19 protein-coding genes are annotated in these 17,594 nt (G+C 64.1%); 7 read left to right on the top strand and 12 right to left on the bottom strand.

Annotated elements, in window-relative coordinates; translation table 11 throughout:
* Positions 1-14: 14 nt before the first annotated feature.
* Entirely contained in the window at positions 15-929 is a 915-nt protein-coding gene (locus AC1DB0_RS13880) for an SMP-30/gluconolactonase/LRE family protein (protein ID WP_476757130.1), read from the top strand.
* Positions 930-976: 47 nt separating this feature from the next.
* On the opposite strand, the gene AC1DB0_RS13875 is transcribed toward AC1DB0_RS13880, so the two are convergent.
* Positions 977-1,441 carry a hypothetical protein gene (locus AC1DB0_RS13875; protein ID WP_476757129.1) on the bottom strand — a complete coding sequence of 155 codons (465 nt, stop codon included), beginning with the start codon at positions 1,439-1,441 and terminating at the stop codon, positions 977-979.
* Between the two features lie 170 nt (positions 1,442-1,611).
* On the opposite strand from AC1DB0_RS13875, the gene AC1DB0_RS13870 reads away from it, so the two are divergent.
* Entirely contained in the window at positions 1,612-2,256 is a 645-nt protein-coding gene (locus tag AC1DB0_RS13870; protein ID WP_447578417.1) for a hypothetical protein, read from the top strand.
* A gap of 27 nt (positions 2,257-2,283) precedes the next feature.
* Here AC1DB0_RS13870 and AC1DB0_RS13865 read toward each other — a convergent pair whose 3' ends face one another.
* Positions 2,284-2,955: a hypothetical protein gene (locus AC1DB0_RS13865; RefSeq protein WP_476757128.1), complete on the bottom strand. Its 672-nt coding sequence runs from the start codon at positions 2,953-2,955 to the stop codon at positions 2,284-2,286.
* Between the two features lie 596 nt (positions 2,956-3,551).
* On the opposite strand from AC1DB0_RS13865, the gene AC1DB0_RS13860 reads away from it, so the two are divergent.
* Positions 3,552-4,451: a helix-turn-helix domain-containing protein gene (locus AC1DB0_RS13860; protein ID WP_476757127.1), complete on the top strand. Its 900-nt coding sequence runs from the start codon at positions 3,552-3,554 to the stop codon at positions 4,449-4,451.
* On the opposite strand, the gene AC1DB0_RS13855 is transcribed toward AC1DB0_RS13860, so the two are convergent.
* From AC1DB0_RS13855 to AC1DB0_RS13830, 6 genes are all read right to left on the bottom strand, one after another.
* On the bottom strand, positions 4,442-5,074 hold the full coding sequence (locus AC1DB0_RS13855) for a class I SAM-dependent methyltransferase (RefSeq protein WP_175171096.1): 633 nt from the start codon (positions 5,072-5,074) through the stop codon (positions 4,442-4,444). The genes AC1DB0_RS13860 and AC1DB0_RS13855 overlap by 10 nt on opposite strands.
* Before the next feature lie 182 nt (positions 5,075-5,256).
* The gene (locus tag AC1DB0_RS13850) at positions 5,257-6,546 is read right to left on the bottom strand and encodes a TRAP transporter large permease (RefSeq protein ID WP_476757126.1); all 1,290 of its coding nucleotides are present in this window, start codon (positions 6,544-6,546) and stop codon (positions 5,257-5,259) included.
* Positions 6,547-6,555: 9 nt separating this feature from the next.
* Positions 6,556-7,176: a TRAP transporter small permease subunit gene (locus tag AC1DB0_RS13845; protein WP_054427156.1), complete on the bottom strand. Its 621-nt coding sequence runs from the start codon at positions 7,174-7,176 to the stop codon at positions 6,556-6,558.
* Positions 7,177-7,199: 23 nt separating this feature from the next.
* The gene (locus AC1DB0_RS13840; RefSeq protein ID WP_476757125.1) at positions 7,200-8,192 is read right to left on the bottom strand and encodes a TRAP transporter substrate-binding protein; all 993 of its coding nucleotides are present in this window, start codon (positions 8,190-8,192) and stop codon (positions 7,200-7,202) included.
* Between the two features lie 230 nt (positions 8,193-8,422).
* Positions 8,423-9,805, bottom strand: coding sequence for an amidase (locus AC1DB0_RS13835; protein ID WP_476757124.1), 1,383 nt, complete (start codon positions 9,803-9,805; stop codon positions 8,423-8,425).
* Positions 9,802-10,509 carry an RraA family protein gene (locus AC1DB0_RS13830; protein WP_476757123.1) on the bottom strand — a complete coding sequence of 236 codons (708 nt, stop codon included), beginning with the start codon at positions 10,507-10,509 and terminating at the stop codon, positions 9,802-9,804. Before AC1DB0_RS13830 ends, AC1DB0_RS13835 begins: the two co-directional genes overlap by 4 nt.
* A gap of 114 nt (positions 10,510-10,623) precedes the next feature.
* Here AC1DB0_RS13830 and AC1DB0_RS13825 point away from each other — a divergent pair, with 114 nt between their 5' ends.
* Positions 10,624-11,538 (top strand): LysR family transcriptional regulator, encoded by a 915-nt coding sequence (locus AC1DB0_RS13825; RefSeq protein WP_054427153.1) that lies wholly within the window; start codon positions 10,624-10,626, stop codon positions 11,536-11,538.
* A gap of 84 nt (positions 11,539-11,622) precedes the next feature.
* Here the strand turns inward: AC1DB0_RS13825 and AC1DB0_RS13820 are convergent, their stop codons facing one another.
* From AC1DB0_RS13820 to AC1DB0_RS13805, 4 genes are all read right to left on the bottom strand, one after another.
* Positions 11,623-12,651: a Bug family tripartite tricarboxylate transporter substrate binding protein gene (locus tag AC1DB0_RS13820; RefSeq protein WP_476757122.1), complete on the bottom strand. Its 1,029-nt coding sequence runs from the start codon at positions 12,649-12,651 to the stop codon at positions 11,623-11,625.
* Between the two features lie 114 nt (positions 12,652-12,765).
* Positions 12,766-13,290 carry a DsbA family protein gene (locus tag AC1DB0_RS13815; protein WP_054427151.1) on the bottom strand — a complete coding sequence of 175 codons (525 nt, stop codon included), beginning with the start codon at positions 13,288-13,290 and terminating at the stop codon, positions 12,766-12,768.
* 2 nt (positions 13,291-13,292) lie between these two features.
* Positions 13,293-13,787, bottom strand: a complete 495-nt coding sequence (locus AC1DB0_RS13810) for a redoxin domain-containing protein (RefSeq protein ID WP_054427150.1) — start codon at positions 13,785-13,787, stop codon at positions 13,293-13,295.
* Positions 13,788-13,829: 42 nt separating this feature from the next.
* Positions 13,830-14,348 carry a Dps family protein gene (locus AC1DB0_RS13805; RefSeq protein ID WP_054427149.1) on the bottom strand — a complete coding sequence of 173 codons (519 nt, stop codon included), beginning with the start codon at positions 14,346-14,348 and terminating at the stop codon, positions 13,830-13,832.
* 229 nt (positions 14,349-14,577) lie between these two features.
* On the opposite strand from AC1DB0_RS13805, the gene AC1DB0_RS13800 reads away from it, so the two are divergent.
* The 3 genes from AC1DB0_RS13800 to AC1DB0_RS13790 all read left to right on the top strand — a co-directional run bounded on the left by AC1DB0_RS13800 (position 14,578) and on the right by AC1DB0_RS13790 (position 17,395).
* On the top strand, positions 14,578-16,137 hold the full coding sequence (locus tag AC1DB0_RS13800; RefSeq protein WP_476757121.1) for a sensor histidine kinase: 1,560 nt from the start codon (positions 14,578-14,580) through the stop codon (positions 16,135-16,137).
* Between the two features lie 117 nt (positions 16,138-16,254).
* On the top strand, positions 16,255-16,896 hold the full coding sequence (locus tag AC1DB0_RS13795) for a response regulator transcription factor (protein ID WP_054427147.1): 642 nt from the start codon (positions 16,255-16,257) through the stop codon (positions 16,894-16,896).
* 115 nt (positions 16,897-17,011) lie between these two features.
* Entirely contained in the window at positions 17,012-17,395 is a 384-nt protein-coding gene (locus AC1DB0_RS13790; RefSeq protein ID WP_342066676.1) for a response regulator transcription factor, read from the top strand.
* The last annotated feature ends 199 nt before the right edge of the window (positions 17,396-17,594 follow it).

Genomic DNA, 17,594 nt, shown 5'->3' with positions numbered 1-17,594 from the left:
CGCAAGGAAACACCATGTTCATTCTCCAAGCCCCCGACGTGATCGATTTCGATGTGTGGACGACGATGCCCGACGCTTACCGTCGTCCGCAACGCAGCGACTGGGCCGATGCGAATCGTGGCGGGGTACCCGTCGATTCCTTTCTGGAAGGCCCCGTCTTCGACACGCAGGGCAACCTGTACGTGACGGATATCCCGTGGGGCCGCGTGTTCCGCGTGTCACCTGACGGGCAGTGGTCGCTGATTGCCGAATACGATGGCGAACCCAACGGCATGAAGTTTCTGGATGACGCCCGCCTGCTGATCACGGATTACAAGAACGGGCTGATGATGCTGGACATCGCTAGCGGCCGCGTCACCCCGTTCCTGGCCCGCCGCAACAGCGAGCGCTTCAAAGGCGTCAACGACCTGATCTTTGATGCGCACGGCAATCTTTATTTCACGGACCAGGGGCAAAGCGGCTTGCACGACCCCAGCGGGCGCCTGTATCGGCTGCGCCCTGACGGCCAGCTCGATCAACTGCTGAACAACGTTCCCAGCCCCAACGGCGTGGCGTTATCGCCTGACGGACGTGTGCTGTACCTGGCGGTGACGCGCGGCAATTGCGTCTGGCGCGTGCCGCTGCTGCTCGATGGCAGCGTCAGCAAGGTCAGCCAGTTTTTCACGTCGTATGGTCCAAGCGGCCCGGACGGCCTGGCCGTGGATGTCGAGGGCAATGTGCTGGTCTGCAACCCTGGCTTGGGTTACGTCTGGCAGCTGAACCATCGCGCCGAACCGGTAACGGTATGGCGCAGCCCGCGGGGCGCGTCCACGACGAATCTTGCCTTCGGCGGCGCCGACGGGCGCACCGTGTTCTGCACGGAATCCACCACGGGTTCCATCCTGACCGCCCAGGCGCCGCAGCCTGGGCTGACGCTTGCGCGTCCTTGATGGCATGACGGTTCACCTGCGCGGCCGGCCCCGCAGGCGGCCTTGCCTTAACGCTGAAGGCAAGCCGAAACGTCTGCCTTTAGCCGCGCCATTTCCTGATTGACGCCCAAGTCCGCGCAGTACGCGCCCGCGCCCCGCAAGGTCAGGGCCAGCGACGACGGCGTCTTCTTTGACAGCTCGGCTTTCAGACGAAAACCGGATACGTTTGACGCGCGGTACTGGTCTGTCTCGTACACGCCGGCCGTCAGATCCCGGGTGGCCTTGCCCTTGCCTGCGTATTCAGGGCGATCGCCCTTGCCGCTGGTGGCCTCGTCCAGGCAGGCAAACACCTTCTGGGCGGAGGCGGCTGGCGGCACATCCATCGACGCGCTTTGGCTCGGGCCGAAGCTGTCGCACAACCCTGACGACGTTGAACACGCGCTCAATAGCCCGGCAAACACCAGCGTCGCGGCAAACTTGCCCTTCCATTGCCAACGCGCCAACACCCGATTCTTGCCTACGATCGATCGCATTCGCGCATCCTTTACAGAGGTCATGGAATCGCGAAAATATAGCAGCCCGACGCCCGATCACCTTTTTTGACATGGAGGCGTGCGGCACTTTGTGGCAGCATGCCGGAGCATCCCGCCCCGCTGACCCCACGCGCGGCGCAAGAACCCACACACGACGGAGTGTTTTTCCTATGAAATTCAAGGCCTTGACCCTGGGCATCCTCATGGCCGGCGCTAGCGCTTCGCAAGCCGCAACGGTGAAGGAAGTGTTCAACGGCAGCATGCTGGGCACGACGCAGCGCTACTTCGAATCGATTGCCGGGGTGCCGCGTGAATCCTTTAAAAATGACCACGTTTTCGTGGTGCAGGAATGCCGCATCACGGCCACAATCTCCAACGACAAGGTCTCGGCTCTGCGCATGGACTTGGCCGACAACTGCAAGCCCGACCTGACGAGCTTCATTGGCGAAGACGCGCCCAAGGCCGGTCAGCCCATCACTCCAGGCGCGTTTGGCCGTGGCCAACGCTACACGGCAAGCTGCCTGACTGACTGCGGCAACGCCGTGGACCCGTCGGCCTATGCCCTGTGGGTGGCCCCGCGTTCGTCGGGCGGCCTGGAAGTCTTGATGGAAATGGTGCTGGCGGGCGACAAGGCGCTGGATGCGGCCGACCAATGGGAAGCCGACATCAAGAAGGCCGCCGGCCAGGACTACGTGCTCAACCGGAAATTCAATTGCGAAACCCGCTTTGACACCGCCGCCGAAGCCGCCTTCAAGGACGTGCCGGTCAACGCCATCACGGTCGGCTACGGCTTGCCGGTAGAACGCTGCAACTGAAACCGATGTAGCCGTCTGGCGCAACGGCTACAGCGTGCCTTCACGCGCCTTTTCCCGCGACGTCATCAGTGCGGCCTCGGCGGCTTTCATCTTGTCGCCGAAGTCCCGCGCATAGTCTCGCCAGACCTGCTTCATCGCCTCGGGCTTGTCGTTGCGATCGCCCATATTGCGTAGTTCACCCTGGATGTTGGCGCCTACCTGCCAGAAGCTTTCGAATGCCGGCGTTCCCCCGGGAATAAGATCCATCAGACGCGGACGCGCCTGTCGCATCAACTTCTCGGCCGCCTCCGCATCAGCGTCGACATAGCCGCCGTACTCCAACGCAGCCAGGGCGTAGTAGTAGCTCGATATTGCGGTACTGACTGTGACGCTTGCGATAGCGACTTGCCCCATGGCGAAATCGACAAGCTGCATACCGCGATCGATCTCCCCCTTCAACCGTGCGAGGTCGCCGTTCACTTTGCTGCTGATATCGCCCTTCAGCGCTTCAAGTTCGCTGTTGGCCTCCTGCTGACTGGACAGGACGATCAACGACACGGCGGCACCGAGCGCTGCTGTCAACGCCGCAATCCACGCGGCAATGAGCTTGACGAACTCGTCACCGGTATTGACGAACTTCCACGACCATACGGCCGCCACCAACAGCAGTACCGCATACGCCACGACCAGGCGAAAAATCACGTTGCTTTTCTTGCTCATGTCTTACCCCCCGGGGCAAGTTGATGTCAGCCGCACATCTTCGTATTGGGATGACAAAGACATCCCAAGCGAATACATCGATCTACGCACGTGTCGGGCATGCAGCTTGTGTTCTGCAAGTCCGGATAGCTCATGATTTGTTCGGGCACCCATCGGCAAGCGATCACTGCGGGGTCTTCGGCGTGATCCACGAACTCAACATACGACCTGACACGTATCAGCACCTTGCGCGTGCTGCCGTCAGATTCCAGCCGTAAATAAACGCCCGTTCCTCTGTCTTCCGGGCCGGTAATCGCCGCACAGGCGTAATCAGTTTGGTCTTTCATCGCAGAGTCCCGTCCTTGGCTTCGCCGTTAGACAACGCGCCTATCATGCGCCGCGCACCTACCGGCGGCAACGAGGCCACGCCGGATTCAATCGTCCGCGCGCGGCACTCCTGCTTTAGTGCGGCCAAAAGAGATTAGGCGTGGAGGTCAGCATGAAAATCACCAGTGAGGAATTACCGGTACCCAAGGATGACGCGCCTGCTGTCAGCGATGAACATCTACCGGCTAAAATTCCCGCTTCACTGTTCTTGACAATGCAAGCGGCTTTCCATGGATCAAAGCTCGACGTCGTGGGAATACTCCGCACACATGCATGCCGAGATCACGCAGACCATCGTCAGCAATGCGTTGCAAGCCTCTCCCATCGGCATTTCCCGCGTTCAAAGCGCACGGCGTGACAACGGGCTGACCGAACCCTATCAGCTGGAAGCGGCCTACCTGGTGGTGTTGCAGCTGAAGCCGTTTTCCGAGCAGGATTTGTGGGTGGACGGCAAGCCCGCCCCGCATCGCCCTTCCAGCGTAGGCACCTTGATCATCTACGACCTGGACCGCCATTGGGTGTCGAACTTGCGCGGCAGCTACGACTGCCTGCAATTCTATGTGCCGCAATCCGCGCTGGATGAAACCGCTGAAGACATCGGCGGCCTCCGGGCCGGGCGGCTGTTTCACCCGCCGCATCTGGCCACCATCGACCCCACCGTTCATCAACTCGGGCAAGCGTTGCTGCCAGCGCTGGCGCATCCTGAATGCGCGTCGCGCCTGTTTGTTGACCATATGGCGCTGGCGCTGCACGCGCATTTATCCAAGACCTATGGCAGCTTGACCCCGCCCCGCCTGCGCGGCGGCTTGGCGCCCTGGCAAGAGCGCCGCGCCAAAGAGATGATGCTAGCGCACATGGATGGCGATCTGCCGCTGGCTGAACTTGCCCAGGCTTGCGGGCTGTCGCGCAGCCACTTTGCGCGCGCGTTTCGTGAAACGACCGGGCTGCCGCCGCACCGCTGGCTGATGCAGGCGCGGCTGGACCGCGCCAAGGACTATCTGCGCACGTCCAAGCTGCTGCTGGGTCAGATTGCGCATTTGTGCGGGTATGCCGACCAGAGCCATTTCACCCGCACCTTTTCGCGCGCCATGGGATGCAGCCCCGTGGCGTGGCGCCGGCTTCAGGCGTAGCGCGACAGGCTGTAGACGGACGCGGGCGGCAGATTCAACGGCACAAAGCTGGACCGCCGGGCCTTCAAACCGAAGTCGTCCAGCACACTGGCGGATATCGGGCAGCGCACGCCATAGGTAAACAAGTGCATGGCCCCGCCCGGACGCATCGCCTCGAACACCGCCGCCAATAAGCGGCTATGCAGCGCCGAGCTCATGTTGCGCAAGGGCAGCCCGCAGATGGTGGCGCCGATGCCGTCCAGCTCCGGATGCGTGTCACGCGACAAATCCTCGGCGGACGCCTGAAGCACGGTCGCATTCGGAAACTGTTGGCGCAGGCGGGAGCTCATGGCGGAGTCCTGTTCAACCAGCACCAGGTTCGACGGGTCCACGCCCTTGCGCACCATCTCGCGCGTGAAGACGCCGGTGCCGCAACCCAGCTCCAGCACTTTGCCTTCGGCCGCGTGCAAGGGCGCCGTGATGGCCGCCGCCAGCGCTGCGCTGGAGGGCGCGATAGCGCCAATGGCGGCGGGGTTCGCCAACAAGGCCTTGATGAACTGGCTGCGCTCTTGCACCCAATGCATCGAACGATGCGACAAGGGGTTAAGCCGCGCAGCGGTCTTGAGTGACTGCCTGAAATGCATAGTGCGTCTGACTCCAAACGAGACACGCCGGCGTGTCTGCCACCGCAGACCTTAACCGAGGCATACCGCCCGAGTCGTCAACCGGATGTAAGCACTCCTGCCAAGTTGACACGGGGGGCGACGCTGCGCCCCAGGAAAGTATCCATCATCATCAGGCCGTTACATCCACAGCCTGACGTGCACTACCGCCCGGCCAACGCCGCCGGCAACCACGTCGCCAGTTGCGGCACGGCCAGCAGCAGCGCGATCATCACCAGCAGCACCGCCAGAAACGGCAGCACGCCGATGACGACATCCATGAACTTGCCCTCGCCGCGCACGCTGTGCACCACGAACAGGTTCATGCCAAACGGCGGCGTCAGCTGCCCCATTTCGCACAGCACGATCAACATGATGCCGAACCACACCGGGTCGTAACCCAAGGCGACGACGATCGGCACGGTCAACGGCGCGGTCGTCACCAGCATCGCCAGCGTGTCCATGAAGCAGCCCAGCAGGAGGTAGAACGCGATGATGGCCAGCATCATGCCCAGTGGCGGCAGGTCCAGCCCCTTCACCGTGTCCACCAGCATCGTCGTCAGGCCCACGGACGACAGCACAAAGTTCAGAAAGAAGGCCGCCAGCGTGATCAGGATGATCATGCCCGTGGTGCGCAGCGTGGCCTCGAAAGCGCGGCTCAGCATGTTCCAGCTGAGCGCGCCCTTGGCCGCGCACAACAGCGTCGCCGCCACCACGCCCAGCGCGGCGGATTCGCTGGCGGTGGCGATGCCGCCATAGATCACGCCGATCACCAGCACGAAGATGGCCAGCGGGGGCACCAGATGCGGCAAGGCGGCAATCCGTTCAGCCCAGCTGATCGACGGCCGGCTGCCGGCAAGCCCCGGCCGCCACAGGCACAAGCCCACGATCAGCAGAATGAACAGGCACACCAGCAGCAGGCCGGGCAGCGTGGCCGCCAGATACAGCTTGGGCACGGACACGTTGGCGATCAGCGCATAGACGATCATGTTGATCGATGGCGGGATCAGAATGCCCAGCGTGCCGCCCGCCGCGATCGACCCCAGGAACAGCGGCGCGTTGTAGCCCGCCTTGCGCTGCTCGGGCAACGCCAACGTAGAGATGGTGGCGGCCGTGGCCACGCTGGACCCGCTGGTGGCCGAGAACAGCGCAGACGCGCCGATGTTCGCGTTCATCAGCCCGCCAGGCAACCACGACACCCATTTGGACACCGCGCCATACATCTGCCCGGCCACGCCCGAACTGACCAGCAATTCCCCCATCAGCACGTACAAGGGGATGGCCACCAGCAAGAATTCAGAGCTGGTGCCCCAGGCCAGTTCGCCCATGGCGTTCACGAGCGACAGCGGGGAATACGCGCCCGCCAGCGTTACGCCCAACAGGCCCACGGTAGCGGCCGCCGTCACGCTCAGCGCCAGCAGGCCGAGCAGCATGGAAATCGTCAGAGTCAACATGCGGCGCTCCTAGCGTTGCATTGGGGTGGCAGGCGCGGCAACGGGCGGGGGTGCCGCCGATTGCGTTTCCGCCTGAATCTCTTCATCAAGCGAATGAATGCCGATCAAACCATTCACGTCTTGCCAGCGGCCTGCCATCAACCGCGCAACCGCGCACGCAGCCAGCACCACGATGGTCAGCAGGAAGAACGCATAGCCTGCAAACCACAACGACTGCGGAATCCATTGCGGCACCTGCAACGGCGTGTTCGACACCGAACGAAAGCGGATGGAATCGGCCAGCACGCCCCAGGCGTGAAACGTCAGCAAGCCGATGAAGACGCTCAGGCAAGCGATCGCAAAAAAGTCGAGCGCTACGCGGGTCTTCGCGGAAAGATGCGTGTAGAGCACGTCGACGCGGATGTGCGAGCGGCGCAGCAGCGTGATGGGAAACGCCCAGGCGCTGGCCACCGCCAGCACGTAACCCGCGATCTCGTCGGCGCCGCCCAGCGACACGCCGGCCAGTTTGCGCGCAGCAAGATCAACGACGATGAGCCAGGACGCGGCCATCAGGCCTAGCCCGCCGATCCAGACGCCGCCGCGTGCAATGCGCTCCAGGACGCGCACCGGAGCATGAGTAGTCGATGACATGAAATTTCCTTGTTTGAGTGGCGTTAGCGCAGGGTCACGCCCAACGCCTGGCCGACCGATCCGCTCCACGCGCGGGCGCACTCCGCACCGCAGCGCTTGCCCCATTCACCCGCCACTTGCGAGGCGATGGCGTGCAGCCGTTCCCGCTCGGCGGGCGAAGGCGAGGCCGCCTGCATGTCGGCCTTCGTGTGAATGCGGCATTCGCCCTGCCCCGTGTTGCAGGCCAGCGCAAAGTCGTTCTCGCGTCCCGTCTCTTGCCAGAGGCGGTCTTCCAGAACACGGGCCTGTTCTTGCAGAAACCGTTGCGCGGCTGGGTCCAGCCGCTGCCAGCGCTGTTCGCCCATGGCGTAAAAGCCAATCGACCAATCGGTGGGCAGGTTGTACAGATGCTTGGCCACGTCGTACCACTTGGCCGAGTTGCCCGAGCCGATGCCCGACACCGCGCAATCCACCACGCCGGTCTGTAGCGCAGGGATCACTTCAGCAAACGGAATGGTGACCGGCGAGCCGCCCAGCGCGCTGATGAAGTCCGCCATGTTGCGGCCGCGCGTGCGGATCTTGCGGCCCTTCAGGTCTTCAAGCTGCTGCACGGGTTCGCGGCAGAAGAACACCTGCGCCGTGTATGGCACCGTGGCCAGCAGATGCACGCCGTGGCGGTCGCGCAGGCGGGCTTCGAGCACCGGCCGGTACGCCTGCACCATTTTTCTGGCGGTGGCGATGTCGGGCGCCATCCCGGGCAGGTCCACGCCTTCCAGCATGGCGTCGTCGCCGCTGACAAAGGCGAACACGCCCATGCCGACGTCCAGCGCGTTGCCCCGCATCAAGCGCAAGATCTCGGGGCCTTTCAGCCCGCGTTCGTTCAGACCCGCCAGTTCAGCCGTGACCTTGCCGCCCGATGCGGCCGGCAAGGTCTTTTCCCAGAAGGGCTTTTCAACCGCCGAGTACGTGTAGTTGTGGCTGCCGCCCCCGACCACCTGGAAGTGAACGTCGGGCAAGGCGTCAGCGTCCGCCGCCATTGAGACGGCCGGCGCCAAAGCGGCGGACGTCAGAGCGGCAGACGTCAGAGCGGCCAACAACGGGACGGCCGAAAGCCGCACAGAACACCGCACAGAACGCCCCACAGAACACCGCACAGCAAACCGCACAGCAAACCGCCGGACGGCAACCATCGGGACGGCCGCCAGCAGCGCCGCCAGGGTCCTACGCTTCATGATTTCCCCTTGTAGGTTTTAGTTCTTGCGCCGCGTCAGCCGGGAACGTGTTCCGCCTGCGGCTCCGCGCGCGCCAGATGCCAATCGGTGTGGTGTTGATAGACCTCGGCCAGGAACAGCGCCAGCCGGTCTTCGCCGCCTGGGCAAAGAATCTGCAAGCCGGTCGGCAAGTCATTGGCGTCGCGGCCATTCGGCACCGACAGCCCGCACATCTGCAACAGGTTGCCAATGCGCGTGTAGTGCACTGGCGCATTGCCATGATCGACCTGCTCAAGCGGCAACGCGGTGGTCAGCGTGGTGGGCGTCAACAGCCCCGCTACGCCCTGCAACCGTTGCAATAGATCGGCCTGCAAGCGATCGCGCTCGTGCAGCGCGGCCAGATAGCGGGTGGCCGGCACATCCAGCCCCACCAACAACCGTGGCCGCACGGAATCGTCTACAGGCAGGCTCATGTCCGTGATTTCGCGTTCGAATGAGAAAGCACCCTCGGTCATCATGATGTCGCCCGTGACCGCCTTGAAGTGCGCCAACGAGGCGGGCAGCGTCACGGTGACGATGCGAGCGCCCAGCGACTGGTACACGGCCACCGAATCTTCATAGGCTTCGCGCACGGCGGGCTGCACGTCTGGCAGGAATTCGTCGGCCAAGCGGGCCAGCGTCATGCCGCGCACATCAAAGCGCGGCGCGTCAAAGGCTTCACCCCACTCGCCGGGCTGCGCGGGGACCAGTGCGTCGAACACGGTGCGCGCGTCCGCCGCGCTGTGTGCGAAGACGCCTACGCTGTCCAGCGTGTGGCTCAGTGTCGCGACGCCTTCGGTGGATATCCGCCCTGCCGTCGGCTTGAAGCCCGTGATGCCGCAATAGCTGGCTGGCACCCGCACCGAGCCGCCCGTGTCCGTGCCGATGGCCAGCGGCGCAAGCCGGCCCGCCACCGCCACGGCCGAGCCGCTGCTGGAGCCGCCGGGAATGCGATGCACCGCGTCGTCCCAGGGATTGCGCGGCGTGCCCATGTGTTCGTTGGTGCCCCAGGCGCCCATGGCGAACTGCACCATGTGCGTCTTGCCCAGCACGATGGCGCCCGCGCGTTGCAGCTGCCGCACCAGCGTCGCCGTGTGGGCGGCGATGCGCTGCGCGTGGTTGGGCGAACCGATTGTCGTGGGGCGGCCCGCGATATCGATGATGTCTTTCAGCGCAATGGGAATGCCATGCAAGGGGCCCTGGTCCACACCCGCACGCAGTTGCAAGTCGGCGGCGCGGGCGGCGGCCATGGCCTCGTCGGCATAGACGTCCAGGTACGCGTGATACCAGCCATTCAATGCGCTGATGCGCGCCAGGTAGGCGCCCACAATGTCTTCTGCGCTGCTCTCGCGGCGGCGGATCAAATTGGCCAGTGCGGCGGCGTCCAGATTGATACTCATGACGGTTCCCCTTGTGCCTGCGCGGCGGCGTAGGCGCGGCCTGCGGCGATGGCGCGGTCGATCACGGCGCGCGAGCCCACGATGTCTGGAAATTTTTCACCCGCACGCAAGCGCGCAAGCGTCGCCTGTTCGTTGGTTTGGAATTCGATGGCGCGTTGGGCCTCGGCGCGCACGTCTTGCGGCGCAAGAATCAGCACGCCGTTTTCATCGGCCAGCACCGCGTCGCCCGGCTGCACGGCCACGCCGCCGCAGCTGATGGCGCAGCAGAAGCCGCCGTCATGACCCAGCAGACGCGTCGTGACCGGCGACGGCCCCTTCGACCACACCGGCACGCCATGCTGGCGCAGCTCGCCCAAGTCCGTGACGAGGCCATCGACGATGATGGCCGCCACGCCGGCCTGCTTGGCCGCATAGGCCATGGCCCCGCCCAGCGCCGCCGTCACGGCTTCACCGCAACGGTCAATCACCAGCACATCGCCAGGACGCACGCAGCCCATCGCGTGGTGCAGAATGCCGCCATCGATGCCCGGCATGCGCACCGTCACCGCCGTGCCCGCCACGCGCACATCCTGCTGATGGGCACGGATGTCAGCGCGTAGAAAACCGGCTGACCGGAAGTGGCCGATGGTGGCGGGCTCGGCCTTCAGCAGCAGCGCCAGATCATCGGGCGGCACTTGCGCGGGCAAAGAATTGATCAGATACATCGTCTGGTTTCACTACAATCAAAAGGGCCGAAACCCGGTGAATAAAAAGGTAGCACGGGGCAATTCGGCCCAAATAATCAAAATTTCGGCGCACTTTGAAAAGTAATTCTTATCATGCGGATAACCCTTAGCCAGCTGGAAGCCTTCTACTGGGCGGCCAAGCTGGGCAGCATTCATGCCGCGGCGCGCCACCTTCATGTCACCCAACCCGCGGTGTCATCCCGCATCCGCGAACTGGAAAGCACGTTGGATGTGCAGCTCTTTGATCGTTCGCGCCAACGCATCACGTTGACCGACACCGGGCAGTCCGCGTTGCGTCATGCCGAGACCGCGCTGCACAGCAGCCGGCAGCTGGAACACTTCGGCAAAGACCGCACGCTGGGCGGCAAGCTGCGTCTGGGCGCCGATGAATGCTCGGCCAACGTGGGGCTGACGGCCGTCATCGCGCAACTGAAAGAGCACTACCCGTCGCTGGCGCTGGAAATGACGGTGGACGTGGGCTCGGTGCTGAACCGCAAGCTCAATGCGGGCGAGCTCGACATGGCGCTGTTGACCAACCCCGCCACCAGCGAGGAAGTCAGCGACGTGTTCATCGGCTGGATGCCGTTTCATTGGGTGGCCTCGCCCTCGTTGCGCATCGCCGCCGACCCGTTCAAGCCCGAGCATGCGCGCGGCCATCACATCGCCACGCACTCGCCGCCTTCCACGTTGTATACGGTGGTAGAGAACTGGCTGGGGTCGGGCGGGGTAGACATGGCGGGGCTGAGCACCACGAATTCGCTGGCGCTGATCTCGCGCCTGATCGGGGCCGGACACGCCATCGGCATCCTGCCAGTGCCGTTGCTGCACGACATGCTGTCGATGGGCGTGCTGCAAGCGCTGCCCAGCGACCCGCCCATTCCGCCCGCGCGCTTTTATATTTCGTACCTGACTGCGGCGCATGGCGCGCACATTGATTCCATAGTGGACATCACGCGTGACACGCTGACCCGCTTGAATTTCCTGATGCCGACGCAGGGCGTGGAATGACACAGCGCCTGGAATGACACAAGGCCGCATACGCGGCCTTGTGCCTGGTTGATGCCGGGTTGATGCCGTGTTCCGTTGACGGGATCAGTCGATCCGCGCCCCCGACGCGCGCACCACCTCGCCCCATTTCGCGACCTCGCCATTGACGAGTTCGGCGTATTGCTTGTTGTCGGTCAATGCCGGAATCACCAATCCCACGGCGGTGAGCTTTTCGCGAATCTGCGGCGATTGCATCGCGGTGCGTGTCGCTTCAAACAGCTTCTGCGAGACGTCGTCTGGCAGCCCGGCCGGTGCGCTCAAGCCAAACCAGTATTCCGATGAAAAGCCCGTCACCCCGCTTTCCGCCAACGTGGGCGTATCGGGAAACACCGGGTTGCGTTCGGCGCTGCCAATCGCCAGCGCGCGCAGCTTGCCTGCCCGCACATGCGGCAGCACGGTGTCCTGGTTCACGAACAGCGTATCGACACGGCCCGCCAGCACATCATTGATGGCCGCCGAACCGCCGTTGTACGGCACGTGCATCATGTCCAGCTGGGCGCGCATCTTCAGCATCTCCATGCCCAGATGGCCTGACGTGCCATTGCCCGACGACGCATATGACACCTTGCCCGGTTCCTTGCGCACGCGTTCCACGAACTCCGCGTAGGTCTTGGCCGGAAACGTGGGCGCCGTCACCAACACGTCTACGCCGTACGCCAGGATGGCAATCTGCTCCAGCTGATCCAGGCGGTAAGGCAGCCGGCTGTAGAGCGATTGATTGGTCGCCATGCCCACCCCCGACAGCAGCAAGGTGTAGCCATCCGGCTTGGCTTGCGTGACATACGCCGTGCCGATATTGCTGTTGGCGCCGCCCTTGTTTTCGACCACGACGGTGGTTTGCAGAATCTTGCCCAGCTCGGCCGCAAGCAACCGGCCGATGAAGTCCGTGCCGCCGCCAGCGGGGAACGGCACCACCAGGTTGATCGGCTTGCCTGCGGGGTAATCCGCCGCGGCTGCGGCAGGGTTTGCCCACAATGCCCCGGCGCACAGTGCGGCGGCGGCGATCGTCAGGAAGCCTCTGCGCGAGGCAGAAAACGGCGACGCCGCCAGGCGCATATCTTGCACAGCATTCATGATTCTTGATTCCCTTGCTTTATGGATTAGTCTTTGAAAAGCAAGGAAAAAGTAGCATGTGGGCCGACGCGTTCAGTAATCAAAAATACCTGGGGAATTGAAAGATTCCGCTTATCAACTCGCCGCCACGCGCGTCAGCACATCAATCAAACTTGCCGCATCGCGCCTGCCGTCATAGCGCAGCCCGTTAATGAAAAGCGTGGGCGTGCCGTTCACGCCGCTGCGCACGCCGCCCGAGAAATCCTGCTCGATTTTTTTATCGAAGCTGCCTTCAAAGGCCTGCCGCAAGGTGGCGCCGCCCACGCCCAGCCGGGCGCCGTACGCCACAAGATCCTGCTCCGACAACGCGTTCTGGTTTTCGTACAGCAGATCGTGCGCCTGCCAGAATTGGCCGACCTGCGCGGCGGCTTCGGCGAACTCGGCCGCGCGCATCGCATCGGGGTGCAATTCCGAAATGGGAAAGTTGCGGAACACGAAGCGCAGGCGGTCGCCCATGGCCTGCTGCACGGCCTTCAGCACGGGATAGGCTTCGCCGCAATACGGGCATTCGTAGTCGCCGTACTCCACCAGCGTGACGGGGGCGTCGGCGGGTCCGGCTGCATGGTCCTGTGCGGAAACCGGCAAGTAAAGGTGGCTCATGATCAGGCTCCTTTGTGTTGGGTAGGCGCGGCAAGTTTGTCCAGCGCATCAAGAATGCCGTCGGCGCCCGGGTTGATGCCCAGCGGCGAGACCTCGCTCCAGCGGATGACGCCGTCTGCGTCCAGCACGAACAGCGCGCGTTCGGTGATGCCGTCGGCTTCGCGGTAGACGCCGTAGCGGCGCGCCACCGCGCCCTTGGGTTCAAAGTCCGCCAACAGCGGAAAGTGCAGCTTGCGCGCCTGGGCGAAGGCGGCGTGGCACCAGACGCCATCCACCGAAATGCCCACCAGCTGCGCACCTGCGCGGTGGAATTCAGGCAGGATTTCGTTGTACAGCGCCATCTGGTCGCCGCAGACCGGGCTCCAGTCGGCGGGGTAAAAGGCCAGAATCGCGGGGCGGCCGCGCAGGTCCTGCAACGACACCTTCTGGTCCGGCGTGGCCGGCAGGATGAAGTCGGGAGCCGCCGTGCCCGCAGGCAGAGGCGTGATGGAAGACATGGGGTTTCTCCTTAGCAATCAGGGCAAGCAATGCCGGCAGGCTTAGCGGGCCGCGCGGGTGGACTCGAACAGGAACCAGCTGCGGCGCTCGGCTTCGTCGATCCAGTTCTCAAGCAGGCTTGTCGAGGCCACGTCGTTGTAGTTGTCGCAGACGACATGGGTGGCGCGCAGGAAGCTCAGCAGTTGCCGGTTGTCGTCGCCTAGTTCAGCCAGCATGTCTTCGGGCGTGACGTAGTCCGCGTCGTTGTCCAGCAGGCGCTGGGTGCGGTGGATGTGGCCAATCGACCGCAGCGTCGTGCCGCCGACCTTGCGGGCACGTTCGGCAATGGCGTCGGTGGTGGCGAAGATTTCATCGCCCTGCTCGTCCAGCATCAGGTGGTAGTCGCGAAAGTGCGGCCCCGACATATGCCAGTGGAAGTTCTTCGTCTTCAGGTACAGCGCAAACATGTCGGCCAGCAGCGCCGTCAGCGCGCCCGAAATGTCGACACGGGCCTGGGCGCCCAAGTCAGTAGGCGTACGCAGGGGGGCGCTCAGACGGGACGGGATAGCAAGATCGTTCATGGAAATCTCCGGGTTCAGGGGACAGACCGTCGGGCTTCGCCGCCCGATGGAAAGCAGAATAGGCGCGCCCTGGCAGCGGCGAAATCGGCAGATCGTTTCCCCACCCCATACCTTTGTTTAATCGCCGGAACAGGATGATTTCGTTCAAAGTTGATTGATAACGTGCAAGCCGCAGCGTGATGCAACCGCTACCGTGACGGTTTGGCCGCTTCCATCCCGGAGACTTCTCTTGCTCTTGACGCCTCGCGCGCGCGCGCCCCGGCTGCCATTCTTGCCGCCCGATCATGAGGGGCTGCATGCGTCCGCGCCCCGGGGTTCCCTCCTGGCCTGCCGCCTGGCCGCCGCCAGCCTGGCGCTGGCCATCTTTCTGTTCGACTCGCTCAGCACCTTCGAAGGCGCGGTGGCCGTGTTGTATGTGGTGGTTGTGATGCTGGCGGCGCGCTCAGCGCGTGCGCGCGACATCATCATTGCCGCCGTGGCGGGCATCACGCTGACCCTGGTGGCGTATATCGACTCGCACGGTTTCAACCATGTGGGTTCCCAGACGGTGCGCGCTTTTGTCAGCCTGGCCGCCATCGGCATTACGGCCGTACTGGCGCTACAGAACCAGACCGCCACCAAAAGGCTGGCGGCCCAGGCCCGGCTGCTGAACCTGTCGCACGACATGATCTTCGTGCGAGACCGTACCGGCGCCATCACCTTCTGGAACCGCACGGCCGAAGAGGTATATGGGTGGCCTTCGCACCTGGCGGTCGGCCAGCGAGCCGACGCGCTGCTGCAAACGTGCTACCCGGAACCTCGCGCCGCCATCGAGGCCCGGCTGCTGGAAGCGGGCAGTTGGGAAGGGACGCTCGCGCAAACGACCCAGGCCGGCAAGACGCTGACCCTGGCCAGCCGATGGGTGGTGCAGCGCGACCACAACGGCCGCTCCGTGGGCGTGATGGAAACGCATACCGACATCACGGAACGCAGGCAGGCGCAAGACGCCTTGCTAGAAGCGCGGGCCGAACTGGCGCACGCGGCGCGCGTGGCCACGCTGGGCGAGCTGACGGCGTCCATCGCCCACGAAGTCAACCAGCCGCTGATGGCGGTGGTCACCAGCGGGGAAGCCGGCATGCGCTGGCTGCGGCGCGAGCCGCCGGACTTGCACGAAGTGGGCATTTCCATTGAACGCATCGTGTCTGAAGGCCGCCGCGCCAGCGAGATCGTCAAGCGCATCCGCGCCTTTTTGAGCAAGTCGCCCGCGCAGTGCAACACGTTGGACGCGGGCGCACTCATCGACGAGGCCGCGCGGCTCGTCGAACACGAGCTGAACCGCGAGCGCGTCTTCCTTCACGTCGCCATTGCGCCCGATCTGCCGGCGCTGTCGGGCGACCGCATCCAGCTTCAGCAAGTGCTCGTCAACCTGATGGTGAACGCCGCGCAGGCCATGGCGGGGCTGCCCGAGCCGCGCATCTTGTCCATCAGCGCCAACCTCGCCAATGCCAATGCTGATGCCGATGCCGACGCCGATGCTGATGCCGAGGCCGACGCCGATGCCGATGCCGATGCCGATGCCGACCCAAGCGCCGTGGAAATCATCGTGGCCGATACCGGGCCGGGTATCGACATGAACGCCATTGACCGCTTGTTCGACCCGTTCTACACCACCAAACCGCAAGGCATGGGCATGGGGCTGGCCATCTGCCGCACCACGGTCCAGGCGCACGGCGGCCAGTTGACGGCCAGCAACCAGCCCGGCGCTGGCGCGCGCTTCGTGCTGACGCTGCCCCCTGCCTCTCAACGCTGAACGCTAGTGCCTATTCACCGCCCGCAGCCCACAGCCCCTAGCCCGCAGCCCCWAGCCCCTAGCCCACAGCCCCTAGCCCCCTAGCCCGCAACCCAGAACCCTGAACCCACCGCCCCCATGATCGCGACCAACAAGACTGCTCCCCCGCCGCCCGCCCAGGTGCTTATCGTGGACGACGACGCCGGCGTGCGCGACGCGCTGGACAGCCTGCTGCGCTCGGTCGGATTGCGCACGCTGGTATTTGCCTCGCCCGCCGAACTGCTGCAAGCGACGCTGCCCGATGCGCCCGGCTGCATCATCCTGGACGTGCGCCTGCCCGGCGCCAGCGGGCTGGATTTTCAGGACCATCTGACGGCGCTCGGCATTGCCCTGCCCATCATCTTCATCACCGGCCACGGCGACATTCCCATGACCGTGCGCGCCATGAAGGCGGGGGCCGTCGATTTTCTGTCCAAGCCGTTTCGCGAACAGGACATGCTGGACGCGGTTGCCGCCGCCATCGACCGCGACCGCGCACGCCGCGACCAGGCGGCCGCGCTGGGGGATGTGCGCGCCCGCTATGACACGTTGACGCCGCGTGAACGCGAGGTGCTGGCGCATGTGGTGTCGGGGCTGATGAACAAGCAGGTGGCCGGCCTGATCGGGCTGAGTGAAATCACGGTGAAGATCCATCGCGGCAACGTCATGCGCAAAATGGGGGTGCGGTCGCTGGCCGATCTGGTGCGCAGCGCCGAGGCGCTGGGCGTTTCGCGCCCTTGATCCCGCCCGCCCCAAACCTGCGTATGATTTTCCAGACGGCGGCGAAGGTTCATAAAGGAGGCATGCCGCGCATCGGACGCTCTTTCATGCATCACGCGGCAGGAAGGATTTGTCTATGAATCACGCCTCAACGATCGCGATCGTCGACGACGACGACGGGGTCAGGGTCTCGTTGTCCAGCCTGGTGCGCTCGCTGGGCTACGCCGTACGCACGTATGGTTCCGCGCACGAATTTCTGCATGACCCGGACGTCGGCAAGCCCGTCTGCCTGATCGCCGATATCCAGATGCCCCTTATGACGGGAGACCAGCTACAGGCCGCCTTGCTGGCGGCCGGCAGACGGCTCCCGATGATTTTCATGACGGCGTTTCCCACGGAAGCCATGCGCCGACGCGTCATGGACGCCGGGGCCTGTGCCTATCTTGAAAAGCCGGTTGACGCCGACGCCATCGCCCGCTGCCTGGCGGCGGCAATGGCGCGCCGCGCCGCGTTGGACTAAGCAACGTGGCGTGCGCGACACAACCGGAGCAAGCGCAGCACGCGGCGTTCATACCGCCGCCTATACGTTCGTATGAGGGCGCAAACCCAGCGTAGGATTTTCCTGCGCGGGTCTTGGCTCTAGTCTTAGTCATAGTCCTAGTCTTGGTCTTAGTCCTAGTCTTAGTCTTAGTCTTAGCCCTAGTCTTGCTTCTCGTCTT

It is taken from the genome of Achromobacter sp. 10T422, assembly GCF_056394065.1.
The sequence above is the reverse complement of the archived record's forward strand: the minus strand, read 5'-3'. Positions and strand labels throughout refer to the sequence as shown.

Bases quoted from the DNA above. Each gene is read 5' to 3' on its own strand.
- AC1DB0_RS13830 (WP_476757123.1), bottom strand. From the start codon at position 10,509: ATGTATCTGATCAATTCTTTGCCCGCGCAAGTGCCGCCCGATGATCTG.
- AC1DB0_RS13865 (WP_476757128.1), bottom strand. From the start codon at position 2,955: ATGAGCAAGAAAAGCAACGTGATTTTTCGCCTGGTCGTGGCGTATGCG.
- AC1DB0_RS13875 (WP_476757129.1), bottom strand. From the start codon at position 1,441: ATGCGATCGATCGTAGGCAAGAATCGGGTGTTGGCGCGTTGGCAATGG.
- AC1DB0_RS13810 (WP_054427150.1), bottom strand. From the start codon at position 13,787: ATGTCTTCCATCACGCCTCTGCCTGCGGGCACGGCGGCTCCCGACTTC.
- AC1DB0_RS13880 (WP_476757130.1), top strand. From the start codon at position 15: ATGTTCATTCTCCAAGCCCCCGACGTGATCGATTTCGATGTGTGGACG.
- AC1DB0_RS13840 (WP_476757125.1), bottom strand. From the start codon at position 8,192: ATGGCGGCGGACGCTGACGCCTTGCCCGACGTTCACTTCCAGGTGGTC.
- AC1DB0_RS13795 (WP_054427147.1), top strand. From the start codon at position 16,255: ATGATCGCGACCAACAAGACTGCTCCCCCGCCGCCCGCCCAGGTGCTT.
- AC1DB0_RS13835 (WP_476757124.1), bottom strand. From the start codon at position 9,805: ATGAGTATCAATCTGGACGCCGCCGCACTGGCCAATTTGATCCGCCGC.
- AC1DB0_RS13820 (WP_476757122.1), bottom strand. From the start codon at position 12,651: ATGAATGCTGTGCAAGATATGCGCCTGGCGGCGTCGCCGTTTTCTGCC.
- AC1DB0_RS13825 (WP_054427153.1), top strand. From the start codon at position 10,624: ATGCGGATAACCCTTAGCCAGCTGGAAGCCTTCTACTGGGCGGCCAAG.
- AC1DB0_RS13845 (WP_054427156.1), bottom strand. From the start codon at position 7,176: ATGTCATCGACTACTCATGCTCCGGTGCGCGTCCTGGAGCGCATTGCA.
- AC1DB0_RS13855 (WP_175171096.1), bottom strand. From the start codon at position 5,074: ATGCATTTCAGGCAGTCACTCAAGACCGCTGCGCGGCTTAACCCCTTG.
- AC1DB0_RS13790 (WP_342066676.1), top strand. From the start codon at position 17,012: ATGAATCACGCCTCAACGATCGCGATCGTCGACGACGACGACGGGGTC.
- AC1DB0_RS13860 (WP_476757127.1), top strand. From the start codon at position 3,552: ATGGATCAAAGCTCGACGTCGTGGGAATACTCCGCACACATGCATGCC.
- AC1DB0_RS13850 (WP_476757126.1), bottom strand. From the start codon at position 6,546: ATGTTGACTCTGACGATTTCCATGCTGCTCGGCCTGCTGGCGCTGAGC.
- AC1DB0_RS13805 (WP_054427149.1), bottom strand. From the start codon at position 14,348: ATGAACGATCTTGCTATCCCGTCCCGTCTGAGCGCCCCCCTGCGTACG.
- AC1DB0_RS13870 (WP_447578417.1), top strand. From the start codon at position 1,612: ATGAAATTCAAGGCCTTGACCCTGGGCATCCTCATGGCCGGCGCTAGC.
- AC1DB0_RS13815 (WP_054427151.1), bottom strand. From the start codon at position 13,290: ATGAGCCACCTTTACTTGCCGGTTTCCGCACAGGACCATGCAGCCGGA.